We start from the raw sequence: 25653 nt of genomic DNA, 5'->3' as shown, positions 1-25653 counted from the left end.
CCACCGCCATGCACGGATGAGCGGAAACAGCGGCGGACACGAGGACGCGGATCGAGCTCAGCGCAAATAAACGCGGACGCGCGGACGCGCGGACGCGCGGACGACAGATGCGTGACGCGCAACGGTCCCGCTCGCGGAATGCGATTGAAGAAGGACCAGATTCCGGATTAGCCTAACTTTCCGGAGGTCCCTCCATGCCTGGCGACCAAGAGCTCGAGGACGGCGACGACATGGATGGCGCGCCTGAGGATCTGGAAGACGTGCCGGAGTCGACCCCTGCACCCTCTCTCGAGGAGGCCCGCGCCGGCTTCATGCTGCTCGATCTGTGACCCGCTGAACCACCTGGTTCCCGGAGGTCACGACGCTCCGCGCTGACGCTCCGTTCGTCCAGCGGGCGAGAGTCTCCCGCCGAACGGCGGCCGTCGCAGCGCGCGCGCAGACGAGCGCTCCGCTTCCGCTTCCGCGAGCGACGCCGCGCCAGCGTGGCGACGGGCGGCGCACGGCACGCGCCTCTTCCCTTGCCCTCCCCGACGGCCTGTGGTGAAACGCGGCCCGCATGATCCCGGGGCTAGGTAAACAAAGCATCACGATCGGCAGCGCCCCCACCTGCGATGTGGTGCTCGTCGCACCCGGCGTCCTGCCCGAGCACGCGCGCCTCGTCAACCAGGGGGGTGGCAAGCTGCTCTTCTCTTGCGGGCAAGGGCCGGCGTCGGCGAACGGGCGGCCCCTCTCGCCGGGGGAGCAGGTGCCGTTCGACTTCCGCACCCAGTTCGTGGTCGCGCAGACGCCGGTCCCGCTGAACCACCCGGCCATCACGCTGATGCTGGCGTCGCCGGGGAACCTCGCGCCCGCGCCCGGCCAGGTCGTGATCGGACGAGACCCCGGGCGCGCCTCCTTGGTGCTCCAGCACCCGAGCGTCTCGAGCCAGCACGCGACCGTCACGCTCGATCGCATGATGGTCATCGACCACAACTCGACGAGCGGCACGTACGTCGGCGCGCAGCGCATCGCCGCTGGCACGCCGACGCCCATCGATCCGCAAGGCGCCATCGCCTTCGGGCCCGTCCCTGTCCAGGTCAGCCTGCTCGTCCAGCTCGCCCAGGCCGCCCGGCAATCCGCGCTGCCGGCCGCCTCCGGCGCCCCGCCCGCAGCCAGCGTCCTGCCGCCGCAGCCTGCCGCCGGCGGCTACGCGCCGCCGCAGCAGCCCGGCGCCGGGGGTTACGCGCCGCAGCAGCCCGGCGCCGGGGGTTACGCGCCGCCCGGCGTCGCCGGTTACGCGCCGCCGCAGCAGCCCGCGCACGCGGCGTCCTCGGTGCCCGCCGCCGGCGCGCCCGGGAGGAAGAACAAGACGGTCCTCGGCCAGCTCGACTTCTCCGGCGGCGGATCGAACGTCAAGAAGATCGGCCGCACCCCCGACAACGACATCGTGCTCGCCCACCCCCAGGTGTCGAGCCACCACGCGCTCCTGCACTCGATCAACGGGCAGCTCTACGTCGAGGATCGCGGCAGCGCCAACGGGACCTACGTCCGCGGCAACCGCATCGCGCCCGGCCAGAAGATCGCCGTGCAGAGCGGCGAGAAGATCTACATCGGGCCCATGCCCCTCCAGATCGAGATGGGGGGCGCGGGCGCCGTCGAGGTCGTCCAGGAGGAGTACTCCGCCGATCGGTGGGCAGGGCGCCCGCTCTACGAGATCGAGGCGTGGAGCCTCGCCCTCCAGGTCCCCGATCGGGACAACCCGAACGAGCAGAAGACCCTCCTCGACAACGTGTCGTTCAAGGCGCTGCCGGGCGACATGATCGCGCTCATGGGGCCGTCGGGCGCAGGCAAGACGACGCTCCTGCTCACCCTGAACGGCTACCTGCCGCCGACGAGCGGCGTCGTCCGCATCAACGGCGAGGACCTCTACAACATCTACGACACGCTCCGCGGATCCATCGGCTACGTGCCGCAGGACGATCTCGTCCACCCGGAGCTCACCGTCTTCGAGGCCGTCCGCTACAGCGCGAAGTTCCGCCTCCCGCCCGACTACACCGAGGCGGAGATCGACGCGCGCGTCGAGCAGACGATCAAGGATCTCGGCCTCGAGGGCGTCAAGAACCTCCAGATCGGCAAGCCCGAGAACAAGATCCTCTCGGGCGGGCAGCGCAAGCGCGTCAACATCGCGCTCGAGCTCGTCACCGATCCCGTCATCCTCTTCCTCGACGAGCCGACCTCGGGCCTCGCCGCCGACGACACGACCGCGCTGATCAGCCTGCTGCATGACCTCACGAAGGCCACCGGCAAGACGATCATCATGACGATCCACCAGCCGGCGAAGGACGAGTTCGAGAAGTTCAGCCACGCGCTCATCCTGGGCTACGGCGGCATCCCGATGTTCTTCGGGCCGACCCGGCCCGACGCGTACCGCTTCTTCGGCAGCTGGAAGGAGCGGCACGGCCAGCAGAACGACGTCGACAACCCGCGCGACATGTTCGAGATGCTCGCGCTCCGGGAGCGGCCCATCTTCGATCAGCTCCGCGCGCGGAACCCGAACGCGTCGCGCGGCGAGGCCAGGAAGCTGGCCGCCATCGAGTGGCGCAAGGAGTTCTTCAGCGACGGCAACCCGACGTACCGCCGGATGTACTCCGGCCGGCGCGAGATCGGCACCGGCCAGGGGCAGCGCGGCATCCCCGCCGGGCGCGCCACAACGAAGGGGCAGCTCGGCCTGCTCCTGTCGCGCTACTTCAAGGTGAAGAAGCGCGACATCGGCGGCACCCTGATCATGCTCCTCCAGGCCCCGATCATCGGCATCCTGCTCGCGATCGTCTTCGGCGGGCAGGAGAAGGCGATCCCGGCGTGGTGCCTCGGCGCGCTCCAGGAGCTCGGCCGCCGCGCGGGCGGCGCGGACAAGAGCACCGACGTCATCAAGGGCATGGAGGTCACCACCGACCACACCGCGGCGATCTTCTTCCTCGTCGTCGCCGCGGTCTGGTTCGGGACCTCGAACGCGGCGCGCGAGATCGTCAGCGAGCGGGCCATCTACCTCCGCGAGCGCATGGTCAACCTGGGGCTCGTCAACTACGTGCTCTCCAAGTACCTGCTGCTCGCCGGCTTCTGCCTCGTCCAGTGCACCGTCCTGCTGGCGATCGTGTTCTTCGCGCTCGGCTTCCACGGCGGCATGCAGGCGTTCGGCATGCAGCTCGCCGCGCTGACCGCCACCTCGCTCAGCGCCGTCGCGATGGGGCTCCTGCTCTCCACGGTGGTCGCCTCGTCCGAGGCGGCGATGGCGCTCACGCCGATCGCGCTCATCCCCCAGGTCGTGCTCGGCGGGCTCATGGTGCCGATGACGACCGTGCCGCACCTCCGGCCGCTCATGTACATCATCCCGGCGCGCTGGGGCTTCGAGGGCGCGATCGCGCCGGAGCGGCTCGCGACCGCGGAGGATCCGGCGTGGGTCATCGATCTGCACCGCACCGACACGAGCGCCGCGGACTTCATCGAGGGCGGCAAGTTCAAGTGCGCCATCGCGCAGATGGCGGCCGACAACTACGCGGGCGCGTGGGGCTTCACCACCTACGATCAGACCTGGATGCCCTATGCGGTGCTCGCCGGGATGACGTTGATCATCCTCGTCACGCTCTGCGCGGTGCTGAAGCGGCGCGACCCGGTGTGACGTCGTGACCGCGCAGGAGCCCTCCGCTTCCATCCGCATCGATGACCGGCGCGCGCGCCCGCGCGCTGACCGCAGGCCGGCCGCCGCGGTGCTCGTCTCGCTGCTCGCCGCCCTCTCGCCCTCCCCGGCGCGGGCGCAGCAGCAAGGCCAGGAGGGGCAGGCGGCGCCGCAAGCGCCGGAGGGCGGGGCGGCCGTGCCCCGAGGCCCGGGCGGCGCGATCGTCACGCCGCCTGCCTCCACGGCCGCGCCGACGGGGAAGGCGACGCCGCCGCGAGCGCTCAACTACACGCCCCCGGCGTACCCGCCGGAGGCCGAGAAGCAGGGGCGCGAAGCGTCGGTGACCCTGCAGCTCGACATCGACCGCGACGGGCGCGTGAAGCACGCCGTCGTCGTCGAGAGCGCGGGGCACGGGTTCGATGAGTCGGCGCTGGCCGCGGCCCAGAAGCTCGAGTTCGAGCCCGCCCGCCGCGCCGACGGGACCCCCGCCCCGGCCCGCATCCTGTACCGCTACTCGTTCACCCTGAAGGCGGCCCCGCCGCCGCCGACCGCCGGCGAGCCCGCGAAGCCCGCCGAGAGCCTCCGCGGCACCGTGCTCGCCAGCGGGGGCGACGTCCCGCTCGCCGGCGCCACCGTCTCGGTCGCGCGCGTCGCCAGCGCGGGCGCGGGCGCGGGCACAGCGACGGCCGCCGCGCCGCCGGCGCTCACGACCGACGAGGGCGGCGCCTTCGCCTTCGCCGATCTGCCGCCGGGGCGATACCAGGTCACCATCGCGGCGCCCGGCTTCGAGCCGCTCTCCATCGAGGAGGCGCTCGGCCCCGGGGAGCAGCTCGAGGTGAAGTACCGGCTCCTGCCGCAAGGCGACGGCCTCGAGGTCACGGTCCGCGGCACGCGGCCGCCGCGCGAGGTCACGAAGCGCACGATCGAGCAGCGCGAGATCAACCGCATCCCCGGCACGAACGGCGACGCCCTGCGCTCGCTCCAGAACCTGCCGGGCGTGGCCCGCCCGCCCGCCATCGCGGGCCTGCTCATCGTCCGCGGCTCCGGCCCGCAGGACACGCAGACCTTCGTCGACGGCACGCAGGTGCCGCTCATCTACCACTTCGGCGGCCTCTCCTCGGTCGTGCCGACCGAGATGCTGGATCGGATCGACTTCTACCCCGGCAACTTCAGCGCGAAGTACGGGCGTGTGCAGGGCGGCATCGTCGACGTCGCCCTCCGCTCGCCCAACGAGGACGGTAAGCTCCACGGCCTCGCGCAGATGGACCTCATCGACGCGCGCGTCCTGCTCGAGGGCCCCGTGCCGTTCCTCGACAACACCCGCTTCATGGTGGCAGGACGGCGGAGCTACATCGGCGAGTCGTTCGGCCCCGTGCTCGAGGCCGCGGGCGCGGGCGTCACCCAGGCGCCGGTCTATTACGACTACCAGGTCCTCCTGGAGACCGAGCCCACGCCCTCCGCGCGGCTCCGCCTCACGTTCTTCGGCTCCGACGACGCCCTCGAGCTGCTGCTCAGCGACCCGGCGCCCAACGAGCCGGCCCTCTCCGGCAACGTCGGGCTGCACACGGCGTTTCAGCGGCTCCAGGTCCGCTACGATCACGAGCTCACCGACAAGGACCGGCTCGACGGCGTGCTCGCGCTCGCGCGCGACGACGCCGATTTCGGGATCGGGCCGATCTACTTTCAGCTCGATCTCAAGACGATCTCCGGCCGCCTCGAGTACGCGCGGCGCATCTCGAAGGGCACGGTGTTCAACGCGGGGCTCGACGTCTTCGCCGGCCTCTACGCCGTGAACCTCCGCGCCCCCGGGCCGAACCGCCCCGGCGAGCCGCCGAACCAGCCGTTCTCGACGCGCACCCTCCAGGAGGTCTCGCGCGACGGCGAGTTCTTCTACCCCGCGGCGTACGCGGAGCTCGAGCTCGCCCCGACCCCCCGGGCGAAGATCGTCCCGGGCCTGCGCGTCGACTACCAGGACCTGAACCAGCAGGTCACCGTGAGCCCGCGCGTGAACGGGCGCTTCGACGTCGTCCCCGGGTTCCCGCGGACCACGGTGAAGGGCGGCCTCGGGGTGTTCCACCAGCCGCCGCAGTTCCAGGAGGTGATCCCGCCGCTCGGCAACCCCGGCCTGAAGTCGACCCGAGCGCTGCACTACGCGGTCGGCGTCGAGCAGGAGCTGACCCGGCACATCGAGGCGTCGGCGGAGGGGTTCTACAAGCAGCTGGACGAGCTCGTCGTCGGCGTGAACCGACCCGGGACGATCCAGCTCGACTACCAGAATGTCGGCTCGGGCAGGGTCATCGGCGGCGAGTTCCTGCTCAAGTACAAGCCCGACGATCGCTTCTTCGGCTGGGCCGCGTACACGCTGTCCCGCAGCACGCGGGTGCCGGAGCCGGGCGAGCCGGAGCGGCTCGTCTCGTTCGATCAGACCCACATCCTGACGGTGCTCGGCAGCTACCGCCTGGGCGACGGCTGGGAGTTCGGCGCCCGGTTCCGCCTCGTCTCTGGCAACCTGGTCACGCCCAACGTGTGCAACGTCAACGAGCAGAGCTGCGACCCGTACCGCACCAACGCGCTCTTCTACGCGCCCACCGGGACCTATACCCCCATCCCGTTCTCCGGCCCGAACAGCGAGCGGCTCCCCGCGTTCCACCAGCTCGATCTGCGCCTGGACAAGACGTGGAAGTTCAAGACCTGGCGGCTCGCGGCCTACCTCGACGTGCAGAACGTCTACAACAACGCGAACAGCGAGGCGATTCAGTACAATTACAACTACACAGCCCGTCAATACGTCACGGGGCTGCCCATCCTGCCGAGCGTCGGGATGCGAGGAGAGTTCTGAGATGCGCGGGGCGCAGGCGATGAACGGCGCGTCGAAGCGCGAGCGCCGCGGGCGCCGGTGGCGGCGCGCGGTGCTGGGGACGCTCGCGCTCGCGGCGATCGCGTCGCCGGCGATCGCCTCGGGGTGCGTCGCGGGCTTCGATCCGCCGAGCCTCGTGGGCGGGCTCCGCGTCCTCGCGGTGGTCGCCGACAAGTCTTACGCCAACCCCGGAGACCAGGTCACCTTCCGGATCCACTACCAGGACGGGCTGGGCGGCCCCGAGGACGGGTCGCGCCCTGTCTCGGTCTACTGGTTCGGCGGGTGCGAGAACCCCGTCGGGGACGACTACTACGGCTGCTACGCGCAGCTCGAAGGCATCGCCTCCGAGCTCGAGGCGTGGTTGGAGCGAGGCGACCCGATGGTCCCGCTGCCCGACCTCAACGGCGTGCGCCCCGGCTTCGGGGACACGTACACGATCACGATCAGCGACGACATCCTCGCCGACCGCAAGCCGCCCGCGACGGGGGGTCCGGCCTCCGGGAGCGCGTACGTCTTCTTCGTCGCCTGCACCGGCGAGCTCGATCTCGTGGAGGACCAGGGCACCGGCCGCGCCGGGACGTTCCCCGTCGCGTGCTTCAAGGACGGGCGCCGGCTCGGCCCGGACAGCTTCGTGCCCGGCTACACGCAGATCTACGCCTTCGAGGGGGGTCGCGCGAACGCGAACCCGGAGGTGCAGGGGCTCACGCTCGACGGCGAGCCCATGCCAGAGGACTTCGCCGACATCCCCACCGTCCCGCGCTGCCGCGTGAGCGCGGAGGCGCGGCGCGAGGCCGGCTGCAGCGCGGAGGATCCGTTCGTCGAGTGCGCGGCCTACGAGCTCGACGCGATCGTCGATCCCGAGGTGGCCGAGGACGATCCCAGCGCGCAGCAGCAGGCGCTGAAGGAGATCGTCTGGGTCGATTACTTCGCCGATCTGGGCGATCTCGACGGGGGCATCAAGCTCGTGAGCGACGCGAACGAGGGGTACATCGGCGATCACGCCGTGAAGTGGATCCCGCCGGCCGAGCCGGGCGTCGCCACGATCACCGCGGTCCTGCGCGATGCGCGCGGCGGCTCGTCCGTGGTGCGGCGCCTCGTCCGCGTCGAGTGACGGCGGGCCCCTCCGGCCGCCCGCGGCGGGACCGCCGCGATCAGCCGCAGCCCGCTTCGATCTGCGAGAGCTGGTCGATGAGCTGCGCGGGGTCGCGCGCGGCACACAGCGCATCGGCGGCCCCGAGCCTGGCGAGCCGGGCCGCCTGGGCGAGCAGCTCGAGGTGCGCGCGGCCCCCCTCGGCGCAGACGAGGACGACGAACAACCGGAGCGGCGCCCCGCCGGGCGTCGGCACCGCGAGCGGCTCGGCCAGCGTCGCGACCACGGCCGCCAGGCACGCGCCGGGGACGATCGCGTGCGGAACCGCGACGCCGTTGCCGAGCGCCGTGGGCGACTCGCGCTCGCGCCGCAGGATCTCCTGGGCGAGCGCGCTCGCCGCGAGCACGCTGCCGGGAGGCGCCAGCCGGGATGCCGCGACGTCGATGACGTCCTCGATGTCCGCGCACGAGAGGTGCAGCACGACGCGCTCGGGCGTGAGCAGCTCGCAGAGCCGCCGCGCGGGCCGCCCCCCGAAGGCCGCGCTCGCCGGGAACTCGGCGTCGATGAACGCCTTGACGCGCGCGAGCTGCGGGCCGCTGAGGTTGCGCCGCGCGAGCTCCACGCAGAGCGCCTTCGCCGACGGGACGCGGTCGAGGTAGCGGGAGACGAGCGGCTCGACCTGGTGGCCGAGCTCGAGAAGCACCGCCGGCGGGAGCTCGAGCGCGCCCGCGATCGCCGTGAGCCGGTCGGGCGTGGGGATGGCGTCGTGCCCATGCTCGACGCGGCTCAGGTAGGCGCTGGAAACGCCGATGCGGTGCGCGAGCGTGCGGAGGCTCAGGCCGGCCTCGACACGGAGGAGCCGCAGCGCGGCACCGAACTCGGCGACCGCGCGGGCGCGCGCGGCGCCATCAGCGTCGGACATCGCTGGCATGGGCTTCAGGAGCGATCGGGCTCGACCGCGAGGGCGGCCGAGAGGACTTTCGGGACGGGCGCCGTGGCGGGGGCGGACACGGCGGCGGGCTCGTAGTGGCGCACGACGAGCAGCGAGGTCGGGCACCCCTGGATGATGTGCTCGGCGCGGATGCCGAACCGGCGCTGCGCGAGGCCCCACTCGGGCCCGACGCCGACGAGGACGAGATCGTAGCCGCGCTTCGCCTCCTCGAGGGCCGCGTCCGCGGGGGAGTCGTGCTCGACCACCTTGAGCACCACCTTGGACTTCTGCAGCGCGCCGCCCTCCTCGCCCTCGAACACCTCGTCGACCGCCTGCTGCGCGCCGAGCGTGTCGTCGGACCTGCGCTTCGGCTTGACCACGTGGAGGATGGTGACGTCGGCGCCGATCTGCTGCGCGAGCCGGCGGGCCAGCGAGAGCGCCGCCCTGTCGTGCAACGTGCCGTGGAACGGCACGAGCAGCTTGCGGACCGCGGCGAGCCCGCGATCGATGAGCACGCCGACGTCGGTGTGGGCGCCGCGCATGACCTCGTAGACGGTGCCGCCGAGCACGGTCTGGCTGAGCAGCGGCTTGTGCCACCCGACGAGCACGAGGTCGGCCTGCTTCACGTCGGCGACGTTGCAGATGTCGTGGCTCGGCTTGGGCGAGACGAAGGAGAGCGGCCGGACCTCGGCGCCCAGCTCCTTGGCCCGCGACAGGAGCGGCGCCAGCGCGGCCGCCCCCTGCCGCTCGGGCCCTTGGTCGAGGTAGAACGAGCCGCGATCGGTCGGCGGGATGAGGCGCAGGGCGTAGAGGCGCCTCGCCTCGGGGCCGCTGCCGGCGAGCGCGCTCGCGAGCGTCACCATGCCGGGGCCGGAGCGCTCGTACGAGACGCACATGAGCACGGTGAACACGTCCGCCGCGACGGGGAGCGGCGTGCGCTCCGGCACGTCGGCGAGCTCCTTGGCGAGCTCCTCCGGCGGGTAGATCCAGCGCAGGAGCGGCGTGGTCATGAAGGTGGTGACCAGCGCCATGAGCACCATCATCGTGAACAGCTTGGGGGAGATGATGCCCAGATCGAGCCCGAGGTTCAGGACGATGAGCTCCATCAGGCCACGGGTGTTCATCAGGATGCCGAGCGCGCTGGCCTCCCGCCAGCTCTGGCCGGTGAAGCGGGCGGCCACGGCGCTGCCGCCGAACTTGCCGAGGCAGGCGACCACGATGATGAGGCCGCACATCATCCAGCCGTCGGCCGAGTTGAGCAGCCCGATGTGCGTGCGCAGGCCGCTGTAGGCGAAGAACAGCGGGAGCAGGAAGACCACGGCGAAGTCCTCGAGCTTCTCGGCGAGGCTCTTCGCGAAGCCGGTGCCCTTCGGCATGATCGCGCCGAGCATGAAGGCCCCGAACAGCGGGTGGATGCCGATCATCTCGGTCATCCAGCTCGACACGATGAGCAGGAGGAACGTGACGGCGACGAGGTCCTGCGAGAGCCCTTCCTTGCTGGAGCCGCGCTCGCCGAGCCGGACGAGGAAGGGGCGGACAAGGAACAGCATGCCGGCGATGTAGGCGACGGCGAAGACGGTGGTCCAGACGGCGCCCACGAGGCCCGTGGCACGCGCGATCGAGACGACGAAGGCGAGGATGCACCAGGCGGTCACGTCGTCGACGGCGGCGCACGTGATGGTGAGGGCGCCGACCTTCGTGCCCAGCAGGCGCCGCTCGGTGAGGATGCGCGCGAGCACCGGGAACGCCGTGATGCTCATCGCCACGCCCATGAACAGCGTGAACGACGAGAACGGGACGGAGCTGTCGGAGAGCCGCGGGTACAGGTAGAGCGCGAGCAGCCCGCCCAGCGCGAACGGCACGACGATGCTCGTGTGGCTGATGATGACCGAGGCGTGGCCGCGCCCGCGCAGGAGCTTCGGGTCGAGCTCCAGCCCGATGAGGAACATGAAGACGATGAGGCCGACCTCGCTCACCAGCTTCAGGAGCGGCAGCGACTCCTTGGCGAACAGGACCGCCGACGCATCGGGAAAGAGCCAGCCGAACAGCGACGGGCCGAGCAGGATGCCCGCCGTCACCTCGGCGACGACCATCGGCTGCTCCATCCGGCGGGCCACCATGCCCACGAGCCGCGCGCAGGCGATGATCAGGAACGCCTGGATGAGGAAGCGGGCCAGCGAGTTGTGGATCAGAATCTCCATTGGGAGCGCTCCCTCCTGGTGGTAAGTGTTAAGTTATCGCTTATCAGCGGGCTCTCTCGGCTGTCAAGAAAGGATCCGCAGGATCGAGCGGCCTCAACAGCCCACGAAGGAGCAGCGCGCCGGGCGCGGGCGGCGCCTACCAGTCGGTCGGCATGTAGTCTTTGAAGAACTGGCCGTACGCGTGCTGGCCGCTGAGCAGCCCGGAGAAGATGGGATCGCAGATGCGGGCGGCGCCGTCGACGATATCGAGCGGCGGGTGAAAGCCGTGCTCCTCGAGCTTGCGGGCGGCGAGCGCCGCGGGGTCCTCGTCGGTGACCCACCCGGTATCGACGCTGTTCATGAAGATGCCGTCCTTCGCATAATCGGGCGCGGACGTGCGTGTCATCATGTTGAGCGCGGCTTTCGCCATGTTGGTGTGAGGGTGCCTGTCCGTCTTGTAACGGCGGTAGAACTGCCCCTCCATCGCCGAGACGTTGACGATGTGCCTGTCGAACGTGGGCCGTCGCATCATGAGCGGCTTCAGCCGGGAGTTCAGGACGAAGGGGGCGACCGCGTTGACGAGCTGCACCTCGAGCATCTCGACGGTCGGGACCTCGGCGAGCGTGAGCCGCCAGCTGTTCAGCGTCCGGAGATCGACCTGCTGGAGATCGGCGTCGTAGCGCCCCTTGGGGAAGAGCAGCTCGTCGAGGCGCTCGTCGCCCGGCGCCGGGATCTGGGAGAGCAAGGCGGGCTCGCGCAGGCCCGCGGTGGGATCGGCGCCGGCGACGAGGGGGAGCGTGCCGCACGCGCGGAGCGCGTCGTACTCGCGGAGCGGGGGCTGAGCGCCCTGCGGGAGGGTGTGGACGGGCGCGGTCTCGCCCTCGATGAGGTGGCCGTAGAAGCCCGGCGGTCGCCGCACGGTCTGACAGGCGTTGTTGATGATGAAATCGAGCCGGTCGAGCGTGTGGAGGAGGTGGCGCGTGAAGAGCTCGACGCTCGGGGTGTGTCGGAGATCGAGGCCGTAGATCGCGACCCGTGATCCCCAGGCGTCGAAGTCGCGCTCCGCCGAGAAGCGGCGAGCGGCGTCGTGCGGGAAGCGGGTCGTGACGATCACCCGCGCGCCGGCGCGGAGGAGCAGGATCGCCGCCTGATAACCGATCTTGACGCGGGCGCCCGTCACGAGCGCGACGCGGCCGTCGAGCGGAGCGGTCTGGCTGCGTTTGCCGTAGTTGAAGTCGCCGCAAGCGGCGCACATCGCGTCGTAGAAGAAGTGGACCCTGCGGAACTCGGCCTTGCAGACATAACACTTGCGCGGCCGCGCGAGCTCCGGCGCGCCGGGCTCGGGCGACGGCTCGGGCTCCTCGGCGGGCCCGGGCGGCGGCGCGGGCTCCTCGGCGGGGTCGGCCCATGACAGCGGGGGCGCGACCGGGGCGAGCGCGTCCGGCGTGCGAAACACCGGCTCTCGGCGGGCGACGCGGATGCCGACCGCATCGAGCAGGGCGGCGTCGGCGGACCTCTGCGCGTGCCGGTCGCGCTTGCGGAACGCCCTGGCGAGCTCTCGCTGCTCGGCGCGCTCGGGGCGCGAGACGCGGCCGGCGGCCAGGAGAAGCCGGCGGCGGTCCTCGGCGCTGATGGAGGCGAGCTCCGCGCGATCGAGGGCCAAGGCCTCGAGCACCTTGAGGCAAACGTCGAGATCGGCGGCAGTGAACGGCCGGCCTGCGCCGGCGGCTTCGCGGTCGGGACTCATCGAAGCGTGCGTGCATAGCACGCGGGAGACCGCGCGCGAACCGCAGCGGCCCTTCGGGTCCTGCCGGCACCGCCGCTGGCCGCGGCGCGCCTCGCCTCGCCTCGCCTCGCCCAGAGCGCCCGCGCCCAGAGCGCCGCCGACGAGCCCCGCGCGTCGCGTCCTGTTCGCCAGCTGAGGATTGTACACTACGTTCGTACATCGTCCTGAGCCCTCGGAAACTCCAGCAGAGGATCTTATGCTCGAGTCGCCACACAGTCTGTTCGCGACGGAATTCATGCCCCATGGCCATTGCTACTTCTGGCAGCCGGGCATGGTCTGGCTGCAGGTCATCACCAACCTGGCGATCGGCTTCGCCTACCTCTCGATCTCCCTGACCCTCGCCCATCTGGTCCGGCGTATCCGGGACATCCCCTTCCGGTGGGTGTACCTCGCGTTTGGCACCTTCATCGTTGCCGGTGGATTCACGCACTTCATGGATGTGTGGGTCATCTGGCAGCCGTTGTACTGGCTGGATGGGGCCATCCGGGCCATCACGGCGATCGCCTCCGTCGGCACCGCCATCCTGCTCTTTCCGCTGCTCCCCAGGGCGGCGGCGCTGGCGGCAGCCGCGCGCGTCACACGCGAGCACGAGCTCCGCAGGGAGGAGCTGAATCGCCAGCTCTCGGCGCTCTACGAGGAGCAGAAGCTCGCGGCCGAGGAGCGCGAGGTGATGCTCCAGCAGGCGCGAGAGGCCGTGAGGGCGCGAGAGATCTTCCTCGCCGTCGCGGCCCATGAGCTCAAGACGCCGATCACGCCGCTGCGCGCCGAGGTGGAGAGCGTGCTGCGCGCGGCGCGCGCCGCGCGCGCAGACCGCCTCACGCCCGAGCGCCTGGTCATCAAGCTATCGGTCGTGGAGCGGCAGATCGATCGCCTGGAGCGGCTCGTCTCCGACCTGCTCGACGTCTCGCGCATCGCCGCTGGACGGATCGAGCTTCAGATACAGGAGGTCGACCTCGCGGAGGTCGTGTGCGAGGTGGTCGAGCAGCACAAATACGACCTCACCAGGAACTCGATGTCGCTCCAGCTCGCCGCCGACGCCACGGGCAGCTGGGATCGCAGGCGGCTCGACCAGGTAGTGAACAACCTCCTCACGAATGCCCTCAAGTACGGTCGTGGGCGTCCGATCACGATCACCGTATGGGCGAATGATTCACGCGCCTGGCTCACGATCACGGACCAGGGCATCGGCATCGCGCCCGACCAGCAGGCCATCATCTTCAACCAGTTCGAGCGCGCGGTCTCGGAGCGGCACTACGGCGGGCTCGGCCTCGGGCTGTGGATCGTGCGGCAGGTCGTCGGGGCGATGGGAGGGACGGTGTCCGTCGCGAGCGAACCTGACGTCGGCTCGACCTTTACTGTGGAGTTGCCTCGACGACGTGGAAACATCGATGACGCCGAGACGAAATCCCCTTAAGCTGACATGATGAAGCACATCCTGTTGGTGGAGGACAACGAGGATATTCAGCTCTCTCTCCGCGACGCGCTCGAGGAAGACGGTGCTTACAGCGTCGTGACGGCCGGAAACGGAGCGGAGGCGCTCGCGCTGCTCGAGCGCGGCGAGCGGCCGAACATGATGCTCGTCGACCTCTTGATGCCCGTCATGGACGGTGTGGAGTTGATCGACCGGATGCGGCGCGACGCGCGGTTCGCTGGCATCCCGGTCGTCGTCCTGTCAGCCGCATCGATCACGTCCCCGCCACCCGGAACGCCGTTGCTCAGGAAGCCGATCCGCTACGAAGCCCTCCTTGGAGCGGTCCAGAAGGCGTGCGGTTGCTGAGAGCGGTGCGCTCGCGCGCTGAGGGCGCTACTTGGCGGCGGGCTCGTAGGGGCAGGGAGCGCCGCCTTCTCCGGTCTCGGCGAGGGCGCCCGTCGAAGGATCGATGGTGAGCGTGGTCGGGAAAGGGTGAGCGCCCGGCCCCTGCGAAGCTTCGGAGACCGAGAGCAGGAGGGTCCTGTCGGAGCGCTTGAACGCCCCTTTGCGATGGACGATGCCCGACCAGATGCACGCCACCTTCGGCGGGCAGGGGGAGACGCGATCCTCGGCGGCGAAGCTGCCGTCCCTCGCGAAGGAGAGCAAGCGCTCGTACTTCCGCGGTCCGCACGCGGCGGAGCTCCACGTGCCGAACAGGGCTTCTTCGCCGGGCGCGGTGGTCGAGGTCCGCGCTGTCGTGGCCGGCGCTTGCGTCGTCGCGGCGGTGACCGTGGCCGAGGCGTGCGGCGCGGGCGTGACCGGCGCCGCGGTGGAAGCGGTGGAAGACGGCGCGGAGGGCCCCGCGGGAGACGACGGCTCCGGCGCCGGCTCACGCGGACCGTTGACGGTGCACGCAGCGAGCGGCGCCAGCAGCGCGGCGAGGGGGAGGATGAATGTTCGCATCACACCCGCTCATCCCATGGCGGCTCAAGGCGCGCAACGCGTGCACCGCCAGAGGCCGGGGCGATACGCCCGGCCCGCGAGCGGCGACACCATGGGGAGCGCCAGGCGCCGACCGCGATCGATGTGCGCTACCCCAGCAGCGCGAGCAGATCGTCCCGCGTCAGCGAGGCCGCCCTGTCCGCCTCGCCAAGCGCGGCGCCCGCGATGGCGCGCTTCCGCTCCTGCAGCGCGAGGATCCCCTCCTCCACCGTGTCCTTCGCGACGAGCCGGTGGACCATCACCGGCCGGTGCTGCCCGATACGGTGGGCCCGGTCGGCCGCCTGATCTTCGACCGCCGGGTTCCACCAGGGATCGAGCAGGAAGACGTGATCCGCCGCGGTCAGGTTCAGGCCGGTGCCGCCCGCCTTCAGCGAGATGAGCATCACCGGGGGGCCGCCCGCCGACTGGAACGCCGTGACCACCCCGGCGCGATCGCGCGTCCCGCCGTCGAGGCGGCTCCACGGGATCCCCGCCGCGACGAGGTGCGGCTCGACGAGGTCGAGCAGCGAGGTCCACTGCGAGAACACGAGCGCCTTGTGGCCGTCGGCGACGCACTCCTCGAGCGCCTCGATCAGCCGCGTCACCTTGGAAGAGGGCGCGGTCCGCGCCGCCTGCGCGGCACCGCCGGCGCTCGAGCCCGGGATCAGCGCCGGATGGCAGGCCGCCTGGCGCAGCCGGAGCAGCGCCTCCAGCGCCGCCATGACGCTCGCCCCCTCCGCGAGCTTCTCCACCACGTCCTTGCGGGTGGCCGCGCGCACCGCATCGTAGAGCTCGCGCTCGGCCTCCTCGAGCTCGCAGTAGAGCACCATCTCCGAGCGCGGCGGCAGCTCCGGCGCCACCTCGCCCTTCAGCCGCCGCAGCACGAAGGGGCGGATCTTCTGCCGCAGCTCGGCCGCGGCGCCCTGCACGCCCTCGGCGATCGGGCGGCCGTAGCGCTCCTGGAAGGCGCTCCGCCCGCCGAGAAGGCCGCGGTTCGTGAAGTGGAGCAGGCTCCAGAGCTCCTCGAGCCGGTTCTCGACCGGCGTGCCGCTGAGCGCCACGCGCAGCTCGGCGCGGAGCGCGAACGCCGCGCGCGCCGCCTGGCTGTCGGGGTTCTTGATCGCCTGCGCCTCGTCGAGCACCACCGCCTCCCAGGCCTGCGCCGCGAGCAGCTCGGCGTCGTTGCGGAGCACGGCGTACGTCGTCAGCGTGATGTCGGCCGCAGGGTCGATCGTGCGCCGCGTGCCGTGGTAGACAGCGAACCGGAGGCCCGGGCGGAAGCGCCGGATCTCGTCGGCCCAGTTGTGGACGACGCTGCGCGGGCAGACGACGAGCGTCCGGCCGCGCAGCGCGCAGAGCGTCTGCAGCGTCTTGCCGAGCCCCATGTCGTCGGCGAGCACCGCGCCGAGGCCGGCGTCGCGCAGGAACGACAGCCAGTCGACGCCGCGGCGCTGGTACGGGCGCAGCGTCGCGGTCAGGTCGGCGGGCAGCGGCGCCTCCGGGAGCGACGCGAAGCCGTCGAGCAGCGGCATGAGCCTGTCGAAGCCCGACGGGCGCGGGTACTCGATCTCGTCGCACAGCGCGGCCAGCGCCGGGAGCGCCGCGGGCGGCACCTCCTTGTCTTCGCGCCGCGCCGCGAGCAGATCGGCGACGCGCGCGCCGTACTTCTCGAGCCACGCGGAGGGCAGCGGCGCCCACCCGCCGTCGAGGAGCGGCACGAGCGGCAGGCCGTCCTGCCACGCCCGGATCACGGCGGTCGCGTCCGCGCGCTTCGTGGGCGCGCCGGCGCCATCGCCTTCGTCGTCTTGCCCCGTCGAGAGCTCGAACTCGACGTCGAAGGCCCGGTCGTGGATGACGAAGCGCGGCACGAGCGCGGCCTTGCCGAAGATCTCGCCGCGCGCGTCGGCGAAGGCGCGGGCGTCCCAGGACTCGAGGCGCGAGGCGAAGCGGATCGCCTCGACGCCGTCGAAGTCGACCCGACGGCCCGGGATGAGGTGGAGCTCGTCGCGCAGCCGGACGAGCAGCATGCGCTCCGCGGCCTCGTCGCGGACGGGCACGGCGCCGGACAGGTGCACGAGCCGGCCGTTCTCGATGCGCGCCTCCGGCGGATCGCCGTACACGAGGCTGGGCACGACGGAGAGCGTGTGCTCCTTCTGGCTGAGCTCCAGGAGGATCCGCGGCCGGGACGCGCCGCCCGCGCGGGGCAGGCGCTGGCTCTGGACGGTGACCGGGACGCGCTTGGTCAGCTCCGGCAGGACGCCGGTCACCAGCTTGCCGAGGTCCCCCCGCGAGAACACCCGCCGGAGCGGCAGCCGCTCGAGCTTCGGCCCCGTGAGGTCCGTCTCCCGGAGCAGGTGCAGCGTGCCGCCGCACCGCACGACACCCGACGCGATCACCTCGTCGACGCGCGGGTCCCGCTCCACGACGAGCGCCGCGCCGTCGTCGTGATCGCGCACCGTCGCGCGGGGGCCGATCGCCTCGCTGGAGATGCGCACGGGCGCGCCGTCGAGCTCCACGTCCGCGACGCCCGCCAGCGCCGCGAAGAGCTCGGGCTGACGATCCGAGGGGAAATAGCCGTGCTGCTTCGTGCCCACGAGCCGGTCGATCGCCAGGTCCTCGTGCGTCGGGTAGAGCTCGGGCAGCCTCGGCCCCGGCCGCTCCGGGCTCGCTGGAGCCCTCACGGCGCGGCCAGCGAGGCTGGCGAGCGAGATCCGGAGCGGCTCCTCGGCGCCGCTCGCGTGCACGATCATCCGCTCGAGCGCGAGCACGAGCCCCTTGCGCCGGAGCCGGTACCGCAGCCGCGCCGGCGGCGGCGCCGCGGCGATCGCGCCGCCTTGCGCGGCCGGCTGCCCCTGCGCCCTCGGCTGGCCCTGCGCCGATGGCTGCCCCTGCGCCGCCGGCTGGCCCTGCGCCGCCGGCTCGTCCTGCGCCGATGGCTGGCCCTGCGCGACCGGTTGCGAGAGCGACAGCGTCGCCGCGACAGCGTGCGCGCAGGGATCGATTTTTCCACCGCAGTCGCACGTCCACTCGGCGTCCGCTGGGTAGAGGGTGACGGTGGGTGCGACGGGCTGCCCGGCCGCCTTGATGCGGACCACGATGGCATCGCCGCGATCCTCGCGTCCGAAGGCAGCGCCCTCACGGGCGAGCTTGACGCCCTGGGACCAGAGGCCCGGAAGACAGGCTTTTCTGATGGCTTCGAGAAGACCCTGCACTGAGACTCCAGACACCGACGACCGGCCGCGGTAGCTCGCGCGCTCTCCCGGGACCAGCGCCACTTCTTGGGATGTTCACAGAAAGACGAAGATGACGGAAAGAGGTTCGGGCGTCTTTTTCCGCTGTCGCGTCTTCCAGATTCCAGGAGCTTGCCCGGTACGAGCAGGGCGCTGCTGTAGCAGGTATCCGCGCGGCGTGGCGCCGCGAGCTCTACCGGCGCGTCAGGTGCTCGCGGTAGCGCGTCGTGAGCTCCATCCAGCGCAACGTGAGGATCGGCTCTCGCTCGAGCCGATCCTGCCAGCTGCGATCGACGGCCTTCCACAGGTCGCGGTCGGCGATGCCGTGGCGCAGGAGCGCCTGGTCGAACGACGAGGCCGCTCCGAGCGACGACTCGGCGCAGAGGACCGCGTACTGCTGAAGGCTGAGCGAGGGGAGCGCGCTCCGCGTGCCCGGAAGGTCGCTCCGCGACGCGGGCGCAGGGGCCGCGACGCTCGCCGGCGCCGGCGCGGCCGGCCCGGCGGCGCTCTCCTCGAGCTCGCCGGGCGATCGCCGGAGGGTGACCCCCGACCGCGCGTTGCCGCCATCGAGCTCCAGCAGGTCGGCCTCGGGCGGGACCTTGATCGAGGGCAGCGGCAGGGCCCGCGGCACCTCGACGGCCTCGTCGGCCTCGCCCTCCGAGGGGAGGCGTTTCCCGCTCGACATGGGGACGATCACGGACTGCGGCGGCGAGGCCGCGCGCCGCGGCGGCGCGGAGGAGCCGCTCCCCTGGCCGCCTCGCCGTGAGCCGGCGCGCTCGCCGTCGGGCGCCGCGAACGACAGCACCGGGCCGGCGTCGGTGATCTCCATCTGCAGGATGATCTCACCGGTCCTTCCGCGGACGACGAGCCGATCGCCCCCCAGCGTCACCTCCATCTCGTAGCGCCGCCCGGAGGAGAGCGAGATGGTGGCCGAGGGGACCGGCGCGCCGCTCGCCGCCCCCCGTGAGCCCGCCTCTTCCTGAGGACGGAGCCCGGCCTGATGCAGCCCACGCTCGGTATCGGGTGGATCCCCACTCATCAGGATCGGAGCCTAACGCAGCAAGCGCACGCCCCGCGAGCGCTTTCGACGCTCTCGACGTGTGATTCAAGCGTCTGAGCCCAGAGGGCCTGGGGACACTCGGCTCGCCTTCGCCTTCGTGCGGCGCATCCGAGCCCAACCGACCCCCTCCGACGCGGTGCGCTCGGTCACCCTGGCTCGCGCCTGAGCGCCGCGGCCAGCGCTCGGTCGCGCAGGGTCGCGCAGGAGCGCGCTCGGTCACGCAGGGGTTGGGTCGAGGGGGCACTCCGACACCGGGCGCTTACGTGGCTCAGCGTGTCTTCGTTTCACAAGGTGCGTCGCTGCGCTCAAGCCCAGGCTGCGCTGACAAAAATCGCCACTGTTGACGTTCTCTTGGAATTCGCCGGCGCTGATCGCAATGCGTCCAGAGAGGTCATTCCTGGCGTGCCCCGGCCCATCTTCGCTTGAAACGGTCGGCTCTGTAGTAAAGCGGGCTGCGAGCTCTTCCCGACAGGTGGTCTATGAAGAATACCTTTCTCGCGATTGCGCTGCTGTTCACCGCGTGCCTCCCAGGCTGCTTCTACACCAGACAGACTATCGAAACATGCGACACCGAGTGTGAGGACGTGCCCAACCAGGACGCGTGTCTAGCGGAATGCGGGACGTGCGTGGATCAATGTAAAAGCGAGCCCTACGGGTCCGACCGTTGGGATTGCATAGCGGAATGTCGGACATGCGCGAAGGTGTGTAGAAACCAGCCCGACCGCGACGCGTGCATCTCGGCATGCGGCACGTGCAGCGGTGACCAGTGTGTCGAGCCGGCTCCAGAGGGCTTCTATGGCCCCGCGCTGCTCTGGGTCGGCAGGACGGTGGACGAGCCGCAGTGCCCCCACGGCGCCCAGACCACCGTGTACAGGGGGTACGAGACCGCTGACTTCCCTTTCGCGTGCAGCCCATGTCGGTGCGGCGAGCCGGCCTGCGCCCTGCCCGACGATCTCCGGACGGCCGCTTCGCTGAAGTGCGGTGGCCCGGCGGTCTCGGTGCATGAGCCCCGGGACATCCTGAACGGCACCTGCGTGGTGCCCAGCAGCGCCCTCGTGAACGATCACCAATCGCTCGTCCTCGGCGCGACCCGAGTGACGCCTTGCGAGGCCAGCGTCGAGCCCCCCCCGGTGCCGCAGTTCACCTTGCGGTGGTATCGCTCCGGCGTGGCTTGCGGAGGCAGCCTCCAGGAACGCACGTGCCCCTCTCCGTCGAAGACGTGCGTGCCGCCCGATCAGGAACACGGCTTCGCTCAGTGCATCATGTACCTCGGCGAGGGCGAGGTGACCTGCCCGGAAGATTACCCGGAGGACGTCGTCCTCTACGACGGCATGAGGGACGAGCGCCACTGCACGTCGTGTGAGTGCGGTCCTCCGACAGGCAGCGAGTGCTCCCTGATGCTCGTTTCCTTCCGGGACGGCGCGTGTGACGAGCAGCTCACCGCCGGCACCGCTTCGAGCGATGCCCCGGGCTGCGTCGCCGCCACACCCGGGGAGACGCCCAAGAGCATGAGGGCCATCTGGCAGGTCGACCGGCCCGGAAGCTGCGAGCCGAGCGGCGGCGAGCTGCGAGGCGAGATCGTCCTCACCGGTCCGAGCACGTTTTGCTGCCAGACACGTCCAGGCGAGAACGGGTGACGATCATGCGCCTCGAAGGGCGGCGCAGCGCCGCCCGAGCCGCACGATTCGGGCTTTTCCTGAACCACGGTAAGGGCTGACCAGAACCTGCGATGTCAGGCAAAAGGCGCCAAAATCAGGGATCCGCGGGCATGACGAAAAACCTCTCGAAACGGAGAAACGGACGAGCCAAAATGCAATGCGATCCGCGCGCTCGAGAGCGCACACAAAAGCCTTTACGTGCGCTCCAAAGTCAGTATCTACAGGATCACGACGTGGGAGCGGCGACGTCGAGCCGGCCTCCGTCACGCGGCAGAGGTGCACTGTCCTACGGGCGCTGGAGACGTTGAAGAGGGGGGCCACATGGCGGGGTGTTGCGGCCGGACGGGAAGCAGCGGCGTGCATCGGGTCGAGGTGTCCACTCCGCTCCGTACCGCACCGATCCCGCCCTAGCCGGGACGCCGATGCGACGCGCCGGTTGTGCCGCCGTGTTCGTTGTCTCGATGGCGACGACCCCGGCGCACGCGGATACGCCTCGGTCTGAATCGGGACGGGAGACTCAGGAGGACGACCACATGTTCCGCGGCGAGATCTCCGCGTCACCGCTGCTCGCAATGGGCCTCATGCCCGCGCTCGGCGGAGGGGCCTCTTTCGCCACGGCGTTCCGCTGGCCCAGCCTGTCGATCGGCGTCGAGGCGCGGATGTTCACCTCCCTGGCAGATACCTTTGCGGACGGCGTCCTGGTCCATGCGAGCCTGGCGATGCCGACGCTCGACATCTGCGGTCATCGCGGGGTCCTGTCGGTGTGCGCCGTCTTCGACGCCGGCGAGCTGCGGATCACGAGCGACCCCGGCGTCAGCATTCAAGCGCGCCAGCCTTGGGTCAGCTCGGTCGGCCTGCGGGTCGGGGGCGACTGGCGCTTCTCCGAGCAGCTGTCGCTGCGCGGGTTCGCCGAGCTGCACACAAACCACAGCCGCCCGTCCCTCTGGGTGAACAACAGAGAGGTATGGCGGGTCCCTCCGCTCTCCGGTGTGGTCGGCGTGGGGCTCGTGCTCCCCGTGGATGCCTTCTGAGGGAGGCACCCTGGCCGCTCCCTGGATGGGAATGCGGCCGACACCACCTGGCCTGAACAAGCGGTCACCACGCCGCGATGAGCACCATGTCAGCAGCATCAGCAAGAGACACCGGGGCTGACGCGGCAACACGGGACCGACCGAGGATCCGGGCGCCGTGGTCGCTCGTCGCTGCGGCCGCGGCCCTGCTGTGGCCCTGGCGCGCCGGGGCCGCGCCGCCCCGCGCCGCGGTGCAGCTCGAGTACCGGCGCGCGCCAGGGGCCGAGCGCTGCCCGGGCGAGGGGCTCCTGCGCGAGGAGATGGCCAGGCAGCTCGGCTATGACCCTGTGGAGCCCGAGGCGGCCGCGCAGGCCAAAGCCCTTGTTTTCCGCGGACCAGGGAGGGAGATACACGCCACCATGGATCTCTACGACGCGGATGGATCCATCGCGTGGTCGCGCCACCTGGTCGTCTACCATGACGATTGCCGAGAGCTCGTCATGAACATGGCGCTCTCGCTCCGGGTCGCGCTCGATCCGAGCCTCTACGTGCCGCCCGCCCCGCCACCGCCGCCGCCCTCCCCTGCCCCGCCCCCAGCCGACGCCGCTGCCGCCACGCCCGCGCGGCGCGGGTGGCCCGACGTCAGCGTCGGCCTCGCGGGGGCCGCTGTGTTCGGAACCCTGCAGGAGACGACCGCCGGGACGGCGCTCCACGTCGCGCTCCGCTATCCATCCTTCTCCCTCGGCATAGAAGGCCAAGTTCAATTGCCCGTCACGATTCCGCTCGATGAGACGACGAGCATCTCGACCTGGCTCGCGGCGGCGAACGTGATGCCGTGTTCGCGGCAGCGTCACCTCTTCGCTTGTGCCGTCGTGTCGGTCGGCGTCGTGACCACCTCCAGCACCGACGCCAGGATCATCGACACGTCGGCGCTCTGGCTCGCCACGGGGCCGCGCGCCGGCATCGAGATGCCGATCTCCGATCGGCTCGCCATCCAGTTCTATGGCGACATCGTGCTCCGCCTCTCGGAGCTCCGGGTCGAGAACCAGGAAGGTGTGCTCTGGACCCCGCCCGCCTACGGCGGGCTCGTGGGGCTCCGTCTGGACGTCAATCTCGATCCGCGGAGCGAGGCGCCCGCGCGGCGCGCTGCCCTCCCTCGGGGTGCCGAGGCAGCGCATTGACCAGCTTCGCGACCACGCCGTCGCCACGCTGGAGGGGGGAACAGAGATGGGGTCACAGTCACGCAAAAACACGTCCGCAGAACCTTCCCACGCCCGCATGGCGGAGATCGCCGACGAGCACTTCTCGTTCATCGCCCGCTACCTCGCCCGCCTCGGGGTTCGCGCGCAGGACATCGAGGACGTCGCCCAGGAGGTCCTCGCCGGCGCCTACCGGGCGCTGCCGCGGTTCGATCCCAGCAGGGGCACCGTGCGGTCGTGGCTCATGGGCATCGCGACCCACCAGGCGTCGAATCATTTCCGACGGGCCCACCGCCGCCACGAGCGCCTCCGGCCGTTCGACGATCTCGCGGCGCTGCCTGACGTCACCCCCGACTCCGAGCAGCACGCCATCGCGAGAGACCGGCGCTGCGTGCTCCACAAGCTGCTCCAGGAGCTGCCCATGGAGCGCCGCTGCGTGTTCGTCGCCCATGAGCTCGAGGAGATCGACATGGCCGAGATCGCCCAGCAGCTCTCGATTCCCCTGAGCACCGCGTGGAGCCGGCACCGGCTCGCCTGGGTGGACATCGAGGCGGCCATGCGTCGCTGGCAGGCGCGGCAGCGCGGCCGCGGGCTCGCGTTCATCCCCTTCAGCGCCGGCGCGCTCGTCCAGGAGGCGCGCACGGGACGCGAGGGCGCGCCGACGTTGCTCGCGCGGCTGTGCCGCCGCGCCCGCGGGGTGTTCTCTCCGTGGAGGCTCCCGATCGAGGGCGGCACGCCGACGCGGGCAGGCTGGCTCCATCTCGCGGCGAGCATCGCAGTCCCGCTGGCGAGCGCCGCCGCCGTCATCGCGCTCACGCTGAGCGCGCTGCGCGCCGCCTCGACCCCGACCGCCGCCGGACAGCGCGCCGCGAGCGGGCTCGCCATGGCGGCCATCCGGACGCCGGCGCCCCCGGAAGCGTCGCCGCCGTCCCCGGCCGCGCTGCCGCCGCTATCCCCGGCCGCGCTGCCGACGCCGTCCCCGGCCGCGCTGCCGACGGTGCCCGGCGCAGCTGCAGCGGCGGGAGCCCTGCAGGGCGGCGAGATCGCGGGCGCCGGGAGCTCGCGAGCGACCAGCGCGGCGCCGCTCGCCCGGAAGTCCGCGCCCCGTCCGGCCGGCAGATCGACCTTGCCTCCCGCAGGACCGTCTGGGGCGTCGAACGATCAGGAGATCGCCGCGGAGCGCACCCTCATCGACGGGGCGATCACCGCGTTGTCGCGCGGCCATTATGCGGAGGCAAAGAGCCTCCTGATCGAGCACCGAACGAGGTTCCCTGCTGGCCGCCTCACCGCCGAGAGGAACGCGGCGCTTCGCGCGCTGCGCTCGAGGACGGCTGCCGCCGGGCCCCGCCCGCTCCTGTAGAGCACTGCTCGGATGGCGAGGATTCGAACCGCCGAGGACACCAAGAGTCGAGCCCTGGCCCCTCTCGACCTCTCGTCTCTCTGAGCCGCCGTAGCACGCGCAGCCGAGAGCCGGTCGAGAGCGATTCCCCCGTTCAGCTCCCCACGACCTCAGTGCTGCTCTCCTGCACAGGAGACGATCCATCCCAACCGCCGCCGAGCGCTGCTCTCCCGCACAGGAGACGGGCCCAGATCGACGTTTTCGGCGCGCAGGCGTGCTCCAGCACGCTGAGCACCGAAAACGCCGAGGTGGGCCCGTATCCGAAGCGGGAGAGCAGCGCTCCCGTCCTTGGCGATTGAGGATGAGAGGCGGGGGATCGCGCGCGCACAGAAGATCATTTTTCAGAGCCGATGGCTTTTTTTTGAGATGGGAGATCTGCTCCTCCTAATTAAGCGAGCATGGGACAACCGCATCGCACTCTCGCACCGTCGATGCCGCTGGATAGACAGCGGGCCTTCGTCCGGCTCTTTCGGGGGAAGACCTACGATTCCGTATGGAATTGGCTTAGGCGGCTCGGGGTCCCACGCCGCGATCGGCGAGACATCCTCCAGGATGTGTTCCTCGCCGGATACCAGAGCTTCCCTTCCTACGACCCGCTCCGCGCGCGACCGGAGCGGTGGCTCAACAGGATCACGGTCCACGTGGCGGCCCACTACCGCGACCGCGCGCACCACCGGCGCGAGGAGCTGTCCTCCGGCCACGCCCCGCGCCGCGTCGCCGACGAGCGCCCGAACGCCGAGGAGCAGATCGACGCAGAGCAGACGCGCTCCCTCATCCTCTCGCGGCTCAGGTCGCTGCAGGCCGAGGAGCAGCAGATCCTCATCCAGCACGACATCGAAGGCGTGCCGATGGCGACGGTCGCCGAACAACACGGGATCCCGCTGTCGACGGCGTACAAGTGGCGCACGCGCGCGCTCGCGTCCCTGCGTGCGCTGATCGAGGAGCCCCGCGCGGAGCGCAGGCATCAACGACCGCCGCGACCGACGGCGAGCAACGTCGCCGAGGCGGCGGCGCACCCGGCGAAAGGCGCACGATCGGCGAACACGCCACGCCGGACGGCGCTGGCAGAGCGACCCGTCCGCTCGACCACGGCGGGCGCGAACCGGCCCGCGGCGCCCTGCCGTGCGCAGCCGAAGGGCGCGCCGTTCCTGCGGCGGCCGGGCGGGGACCGGGCGCACTCGCCAGCGCGCGCATAGCATGGCGAGACAG

General features: G+C 71.1%; 17 protein-coding genes. 11 read left to right on the top strand and 6 right to left on the bottom strand.

What is annotated here, in order from left to right:
• The first annotated feature begins 194 nt into the window (after nucleotides 1–194).
• The 4 genes from WMF14_RS14380 (at nucleotide 195) to WMF14_RS14365 (ending at nucleotide 7620) form a co-directional block, all read left to right on the top strand.
• Complete coding sequence (locus WMF14_RS14380; protein WP_437329220.1) at nucleotides 195–329, top strand: hypothetical protein; 135 nt, start codon at nucleotides 195–197, stop codon at nucleotides 327–329.
• A gap of 227 nt (nucleotides 330–556) precedes the next feature.
• A complete protein-coding gene (locus WMF14_RS14375) occupies nucleotides 557–3655 on the top strand; it encodes an FHA domain-containing protein (protein WP_437801505.1) in 3099 nt (1032 codons plus the stop codon).
• A 4-nt stretch (nucleotides 3656–3659) separates the two neighbouring features.
• Nucleotides 3660–6491, top strand: coding sequence for a TonB-dependent receptor domain-containing protein (locus tag WMF14_RS14370; RefSeq protein ID WP_437801504.1), 2832 nt, complete (start codon nucleotides 3660–3662; stop codon nucleotides 6489–6491).
• A 1-nt stretch (nucleotide 6492) separates the two neighbouring features.
• Nucleotides 6493–7620 (top strand): hypothetical protein, encoded by a 1128-nt coding sequence (locus tag WMF14_RS14365; RefSeq protein ID WP_437801503.1) that lies wholly within the window; start codon nucleotides 6493–6495, stop codon nucleotides 7618–7620.
• A 40-nt stretch (nucleotides 7621–7660) separates the two neighbouring features.
• Here WMF14_RS14365 and WMF14_RS14360 read toward each other — a convergent pair whose 3' ends face one another.
• The 3 genes from WMF14_RS14360 to WMF14_RS14350 all read right to left on the bottom strand — a co-directional run bounded on the left by WMF14_RS14360 (nucleotide 7661) and on the right by WMF14_RS14350 (nucleotide 12457).
• Nucleotides 7661–8530, bottom strand: a complete 870-nt coding sequence (locus WMF14_RS14360) for a PTS sugar transporter subunit IIA (protein ID WP_437801502.1) — start codon at nucleotides 8528–8530, stop codon at nucleotides 7661–7663.
• Between the two features lie 5 nt (nucleotides 8531–8535).
• The gene (locus tag WMF14_RS14355) at nucleotides 8536–10731 is read right to left on the bottom strand and encodes a cation:proton antiporter domain-containing protein (RefSeq protein WP_437801501.1); all 2196 of its coding nucleotides are present in this window, start codon (nucleotides 10729–10731) and stop codon (nucleotides 8536–8538) included.
• A 136-nt stretch (nucleotides 10732–10867) separates the two neighbouring features.
• Nucleotides 10868–12457: an SDR family NAD(P)-dependent oxidoreductase gene (locus WMF14_RS14350; RefSeq protein WP_272103381.1), complete on the bottom strand. Its 1590-nt coding sequence runs from the start codon at nucleotides 12455–12457 to the stop codon at nucleotides 10868–10870.
• 274 nt (nucleotides 12458–12731) lie between these two features.
• On the opposite strand from WMF14_RS14350, the gene WMF14_RS14345 reads away from it, so the two are divergent.
• Both WMF14_RS14345 and WMF14_RS14340 read left to right on the top strand, forming a co-directional pair.
• Nucleotides 12732–13910 (top strand): sensor histidine kinase, encoded by a 1179-nt coding sequence (locus tag WMF14_RS14345; protein WP_437801500.1) that lies wholly within the window; start codon nucleotides 12732–12734, stop codon nucleotides 13908–13910.
• A gap of 6 nt (nucleotides 13911–13916) precedes the next feature.
• On the top strand, nucleotides 13917–14273 hold the full coding sequence (locus tag WMF14_RS14340) for a response regulator (protein ID WP_272103377.1): 357 nt from the start codon (nucleotides 13917–13919) through the stop codon (nucleotides 14271–14273).
• A 27-nt stretch (nucleotides 14274–14300) separates the two neighbouring features.
• On the opposite strand, the gene WMF14_RS14335 is transcribed toward WMF14_RS14340, so the two are convergent.
• From WMF14_RS14335 to WMF14_RS14325, 3 genes are all read right to left on the bottom strand, one after another.
• The gene (locus WMF14_RS14335; RefSeq protein ID WP_437801499.1) at nucleotides 14301–14870 is read right to left on the bottom strand and encodes a hypothetical protein; all 570 of its coding nucleotides are present in this window, start codon (nucleotides 14868–14870) and stop codon (nucleotides 14301–14303) included.
• Nucleotides 14871–14998: 128 nt separating this feature from the next.
• Complete coding sequence (locus WMF14_RS14330; protein ID WP_437801498.1) at nucleotides 14999–18100, bottom strand: DEAD/DEAH box helicase; 3102 nt, start codon at nucleotides 18098–18100, stop codon at nucleotides 14999–15001.
• 211 nt (nucleotides 18101–18311) lie between these two features.
• A complete protein-coding gene (locus tag WMF14_RS14325) occupies nucleotides 18312–19157 on the bottom strand; it encodes a hypothetical protein (RefSeq protein WP_437801497.1) in 846 nt (281 codons plus the stop codon).
• Between the two features lie 722 nt (nucleotides 19158–19879).
• Between WMF14_RS14325 and WMF14_RS14320 the strand changes: the two genes are divergently transcribed.
• The 5 genes from WMF14_RS14320 to WMF14_RS14300 all read left to right on the top strand — a co-directional run bounded on the left by WMF14_RS14320 (nucleotide 19880) and on the right by WMF14_RS14300 (nucleotide 25640).
• Entirely contained in the window at nucleotides 19880–20815 is a 936-nt protein-coding gene (locus tag WMF14_RS14320) for a hypothetical protein (protein WP_437801496.1), read from the top strand.
• 554 nt (nucleotides 20816–21369) lie between these two features.
• Nucleotides 21370–21867: a hypothetical protein gene (locus tag WMF14_RS14315; protein WP_272103368.1), complete on the top strand. Its 498-nt coding sequence runs from the start codon at nucleotides 21370–21372 to the stop codon at nucleotides 21865–21867.
• 86 nt (nucleotides 21868–21953) lie between these two features.
• Nucleotides 21954–23027 carry a hypothetical protein gene (locus WMF14_RS14310; RefSeq protein ID WP_437801495.1) on the top strand — a complete coding sequence of 358 codons (1074 nt, stop codon included), beginning with the start codon at nucleotides 21954–21956 and terminating at the stop codon, nucleotides 23025–23027.
• A 97-nt stretch (nucleotides 23028–23124) separates the two neighbouring features.
• The gene (locus WMF14_RS14305) at nucleotides 23125–24405 is read left to right on the top strand and encodes an RNA polymerase sigma factor (protein ID WP_437801494.1); all 1281 of its coding nucleotides are present in this window, start codon (nucleotides 23125–23127) and stop codon (nucleotides 24403–24405) included.
• A gap of 437 nt (nucleotides 24406–24842) precedes the next feature.
• Nucleotides 24843–25640 carry an RNA polymerase sigma factor gene (locus WMF14_RS14300; RefSeq protein WP_272103363.1) on the top strand — a complete coding sequence of 266 codons (798 nt, stop codon included), beginning with the start codon at nucleotides 24843–24845 and terminating at the stop codon, nucleotides 25638–25640.
• Nucleotides 25641–25653: the final 13 nt, after the last annotated feature.

Source organism: Sorangium sp. So ce693 (assembly GCF_051521375.1).
GTDB lineage: Bacteria > Myxococcota_A > Polyangia > Polyangiales > Polyangiaceae > Sorangium > Sorangium atrum.
This window is presented reverse-complemented; position numbering and strand designations above follow the sequence as displayed.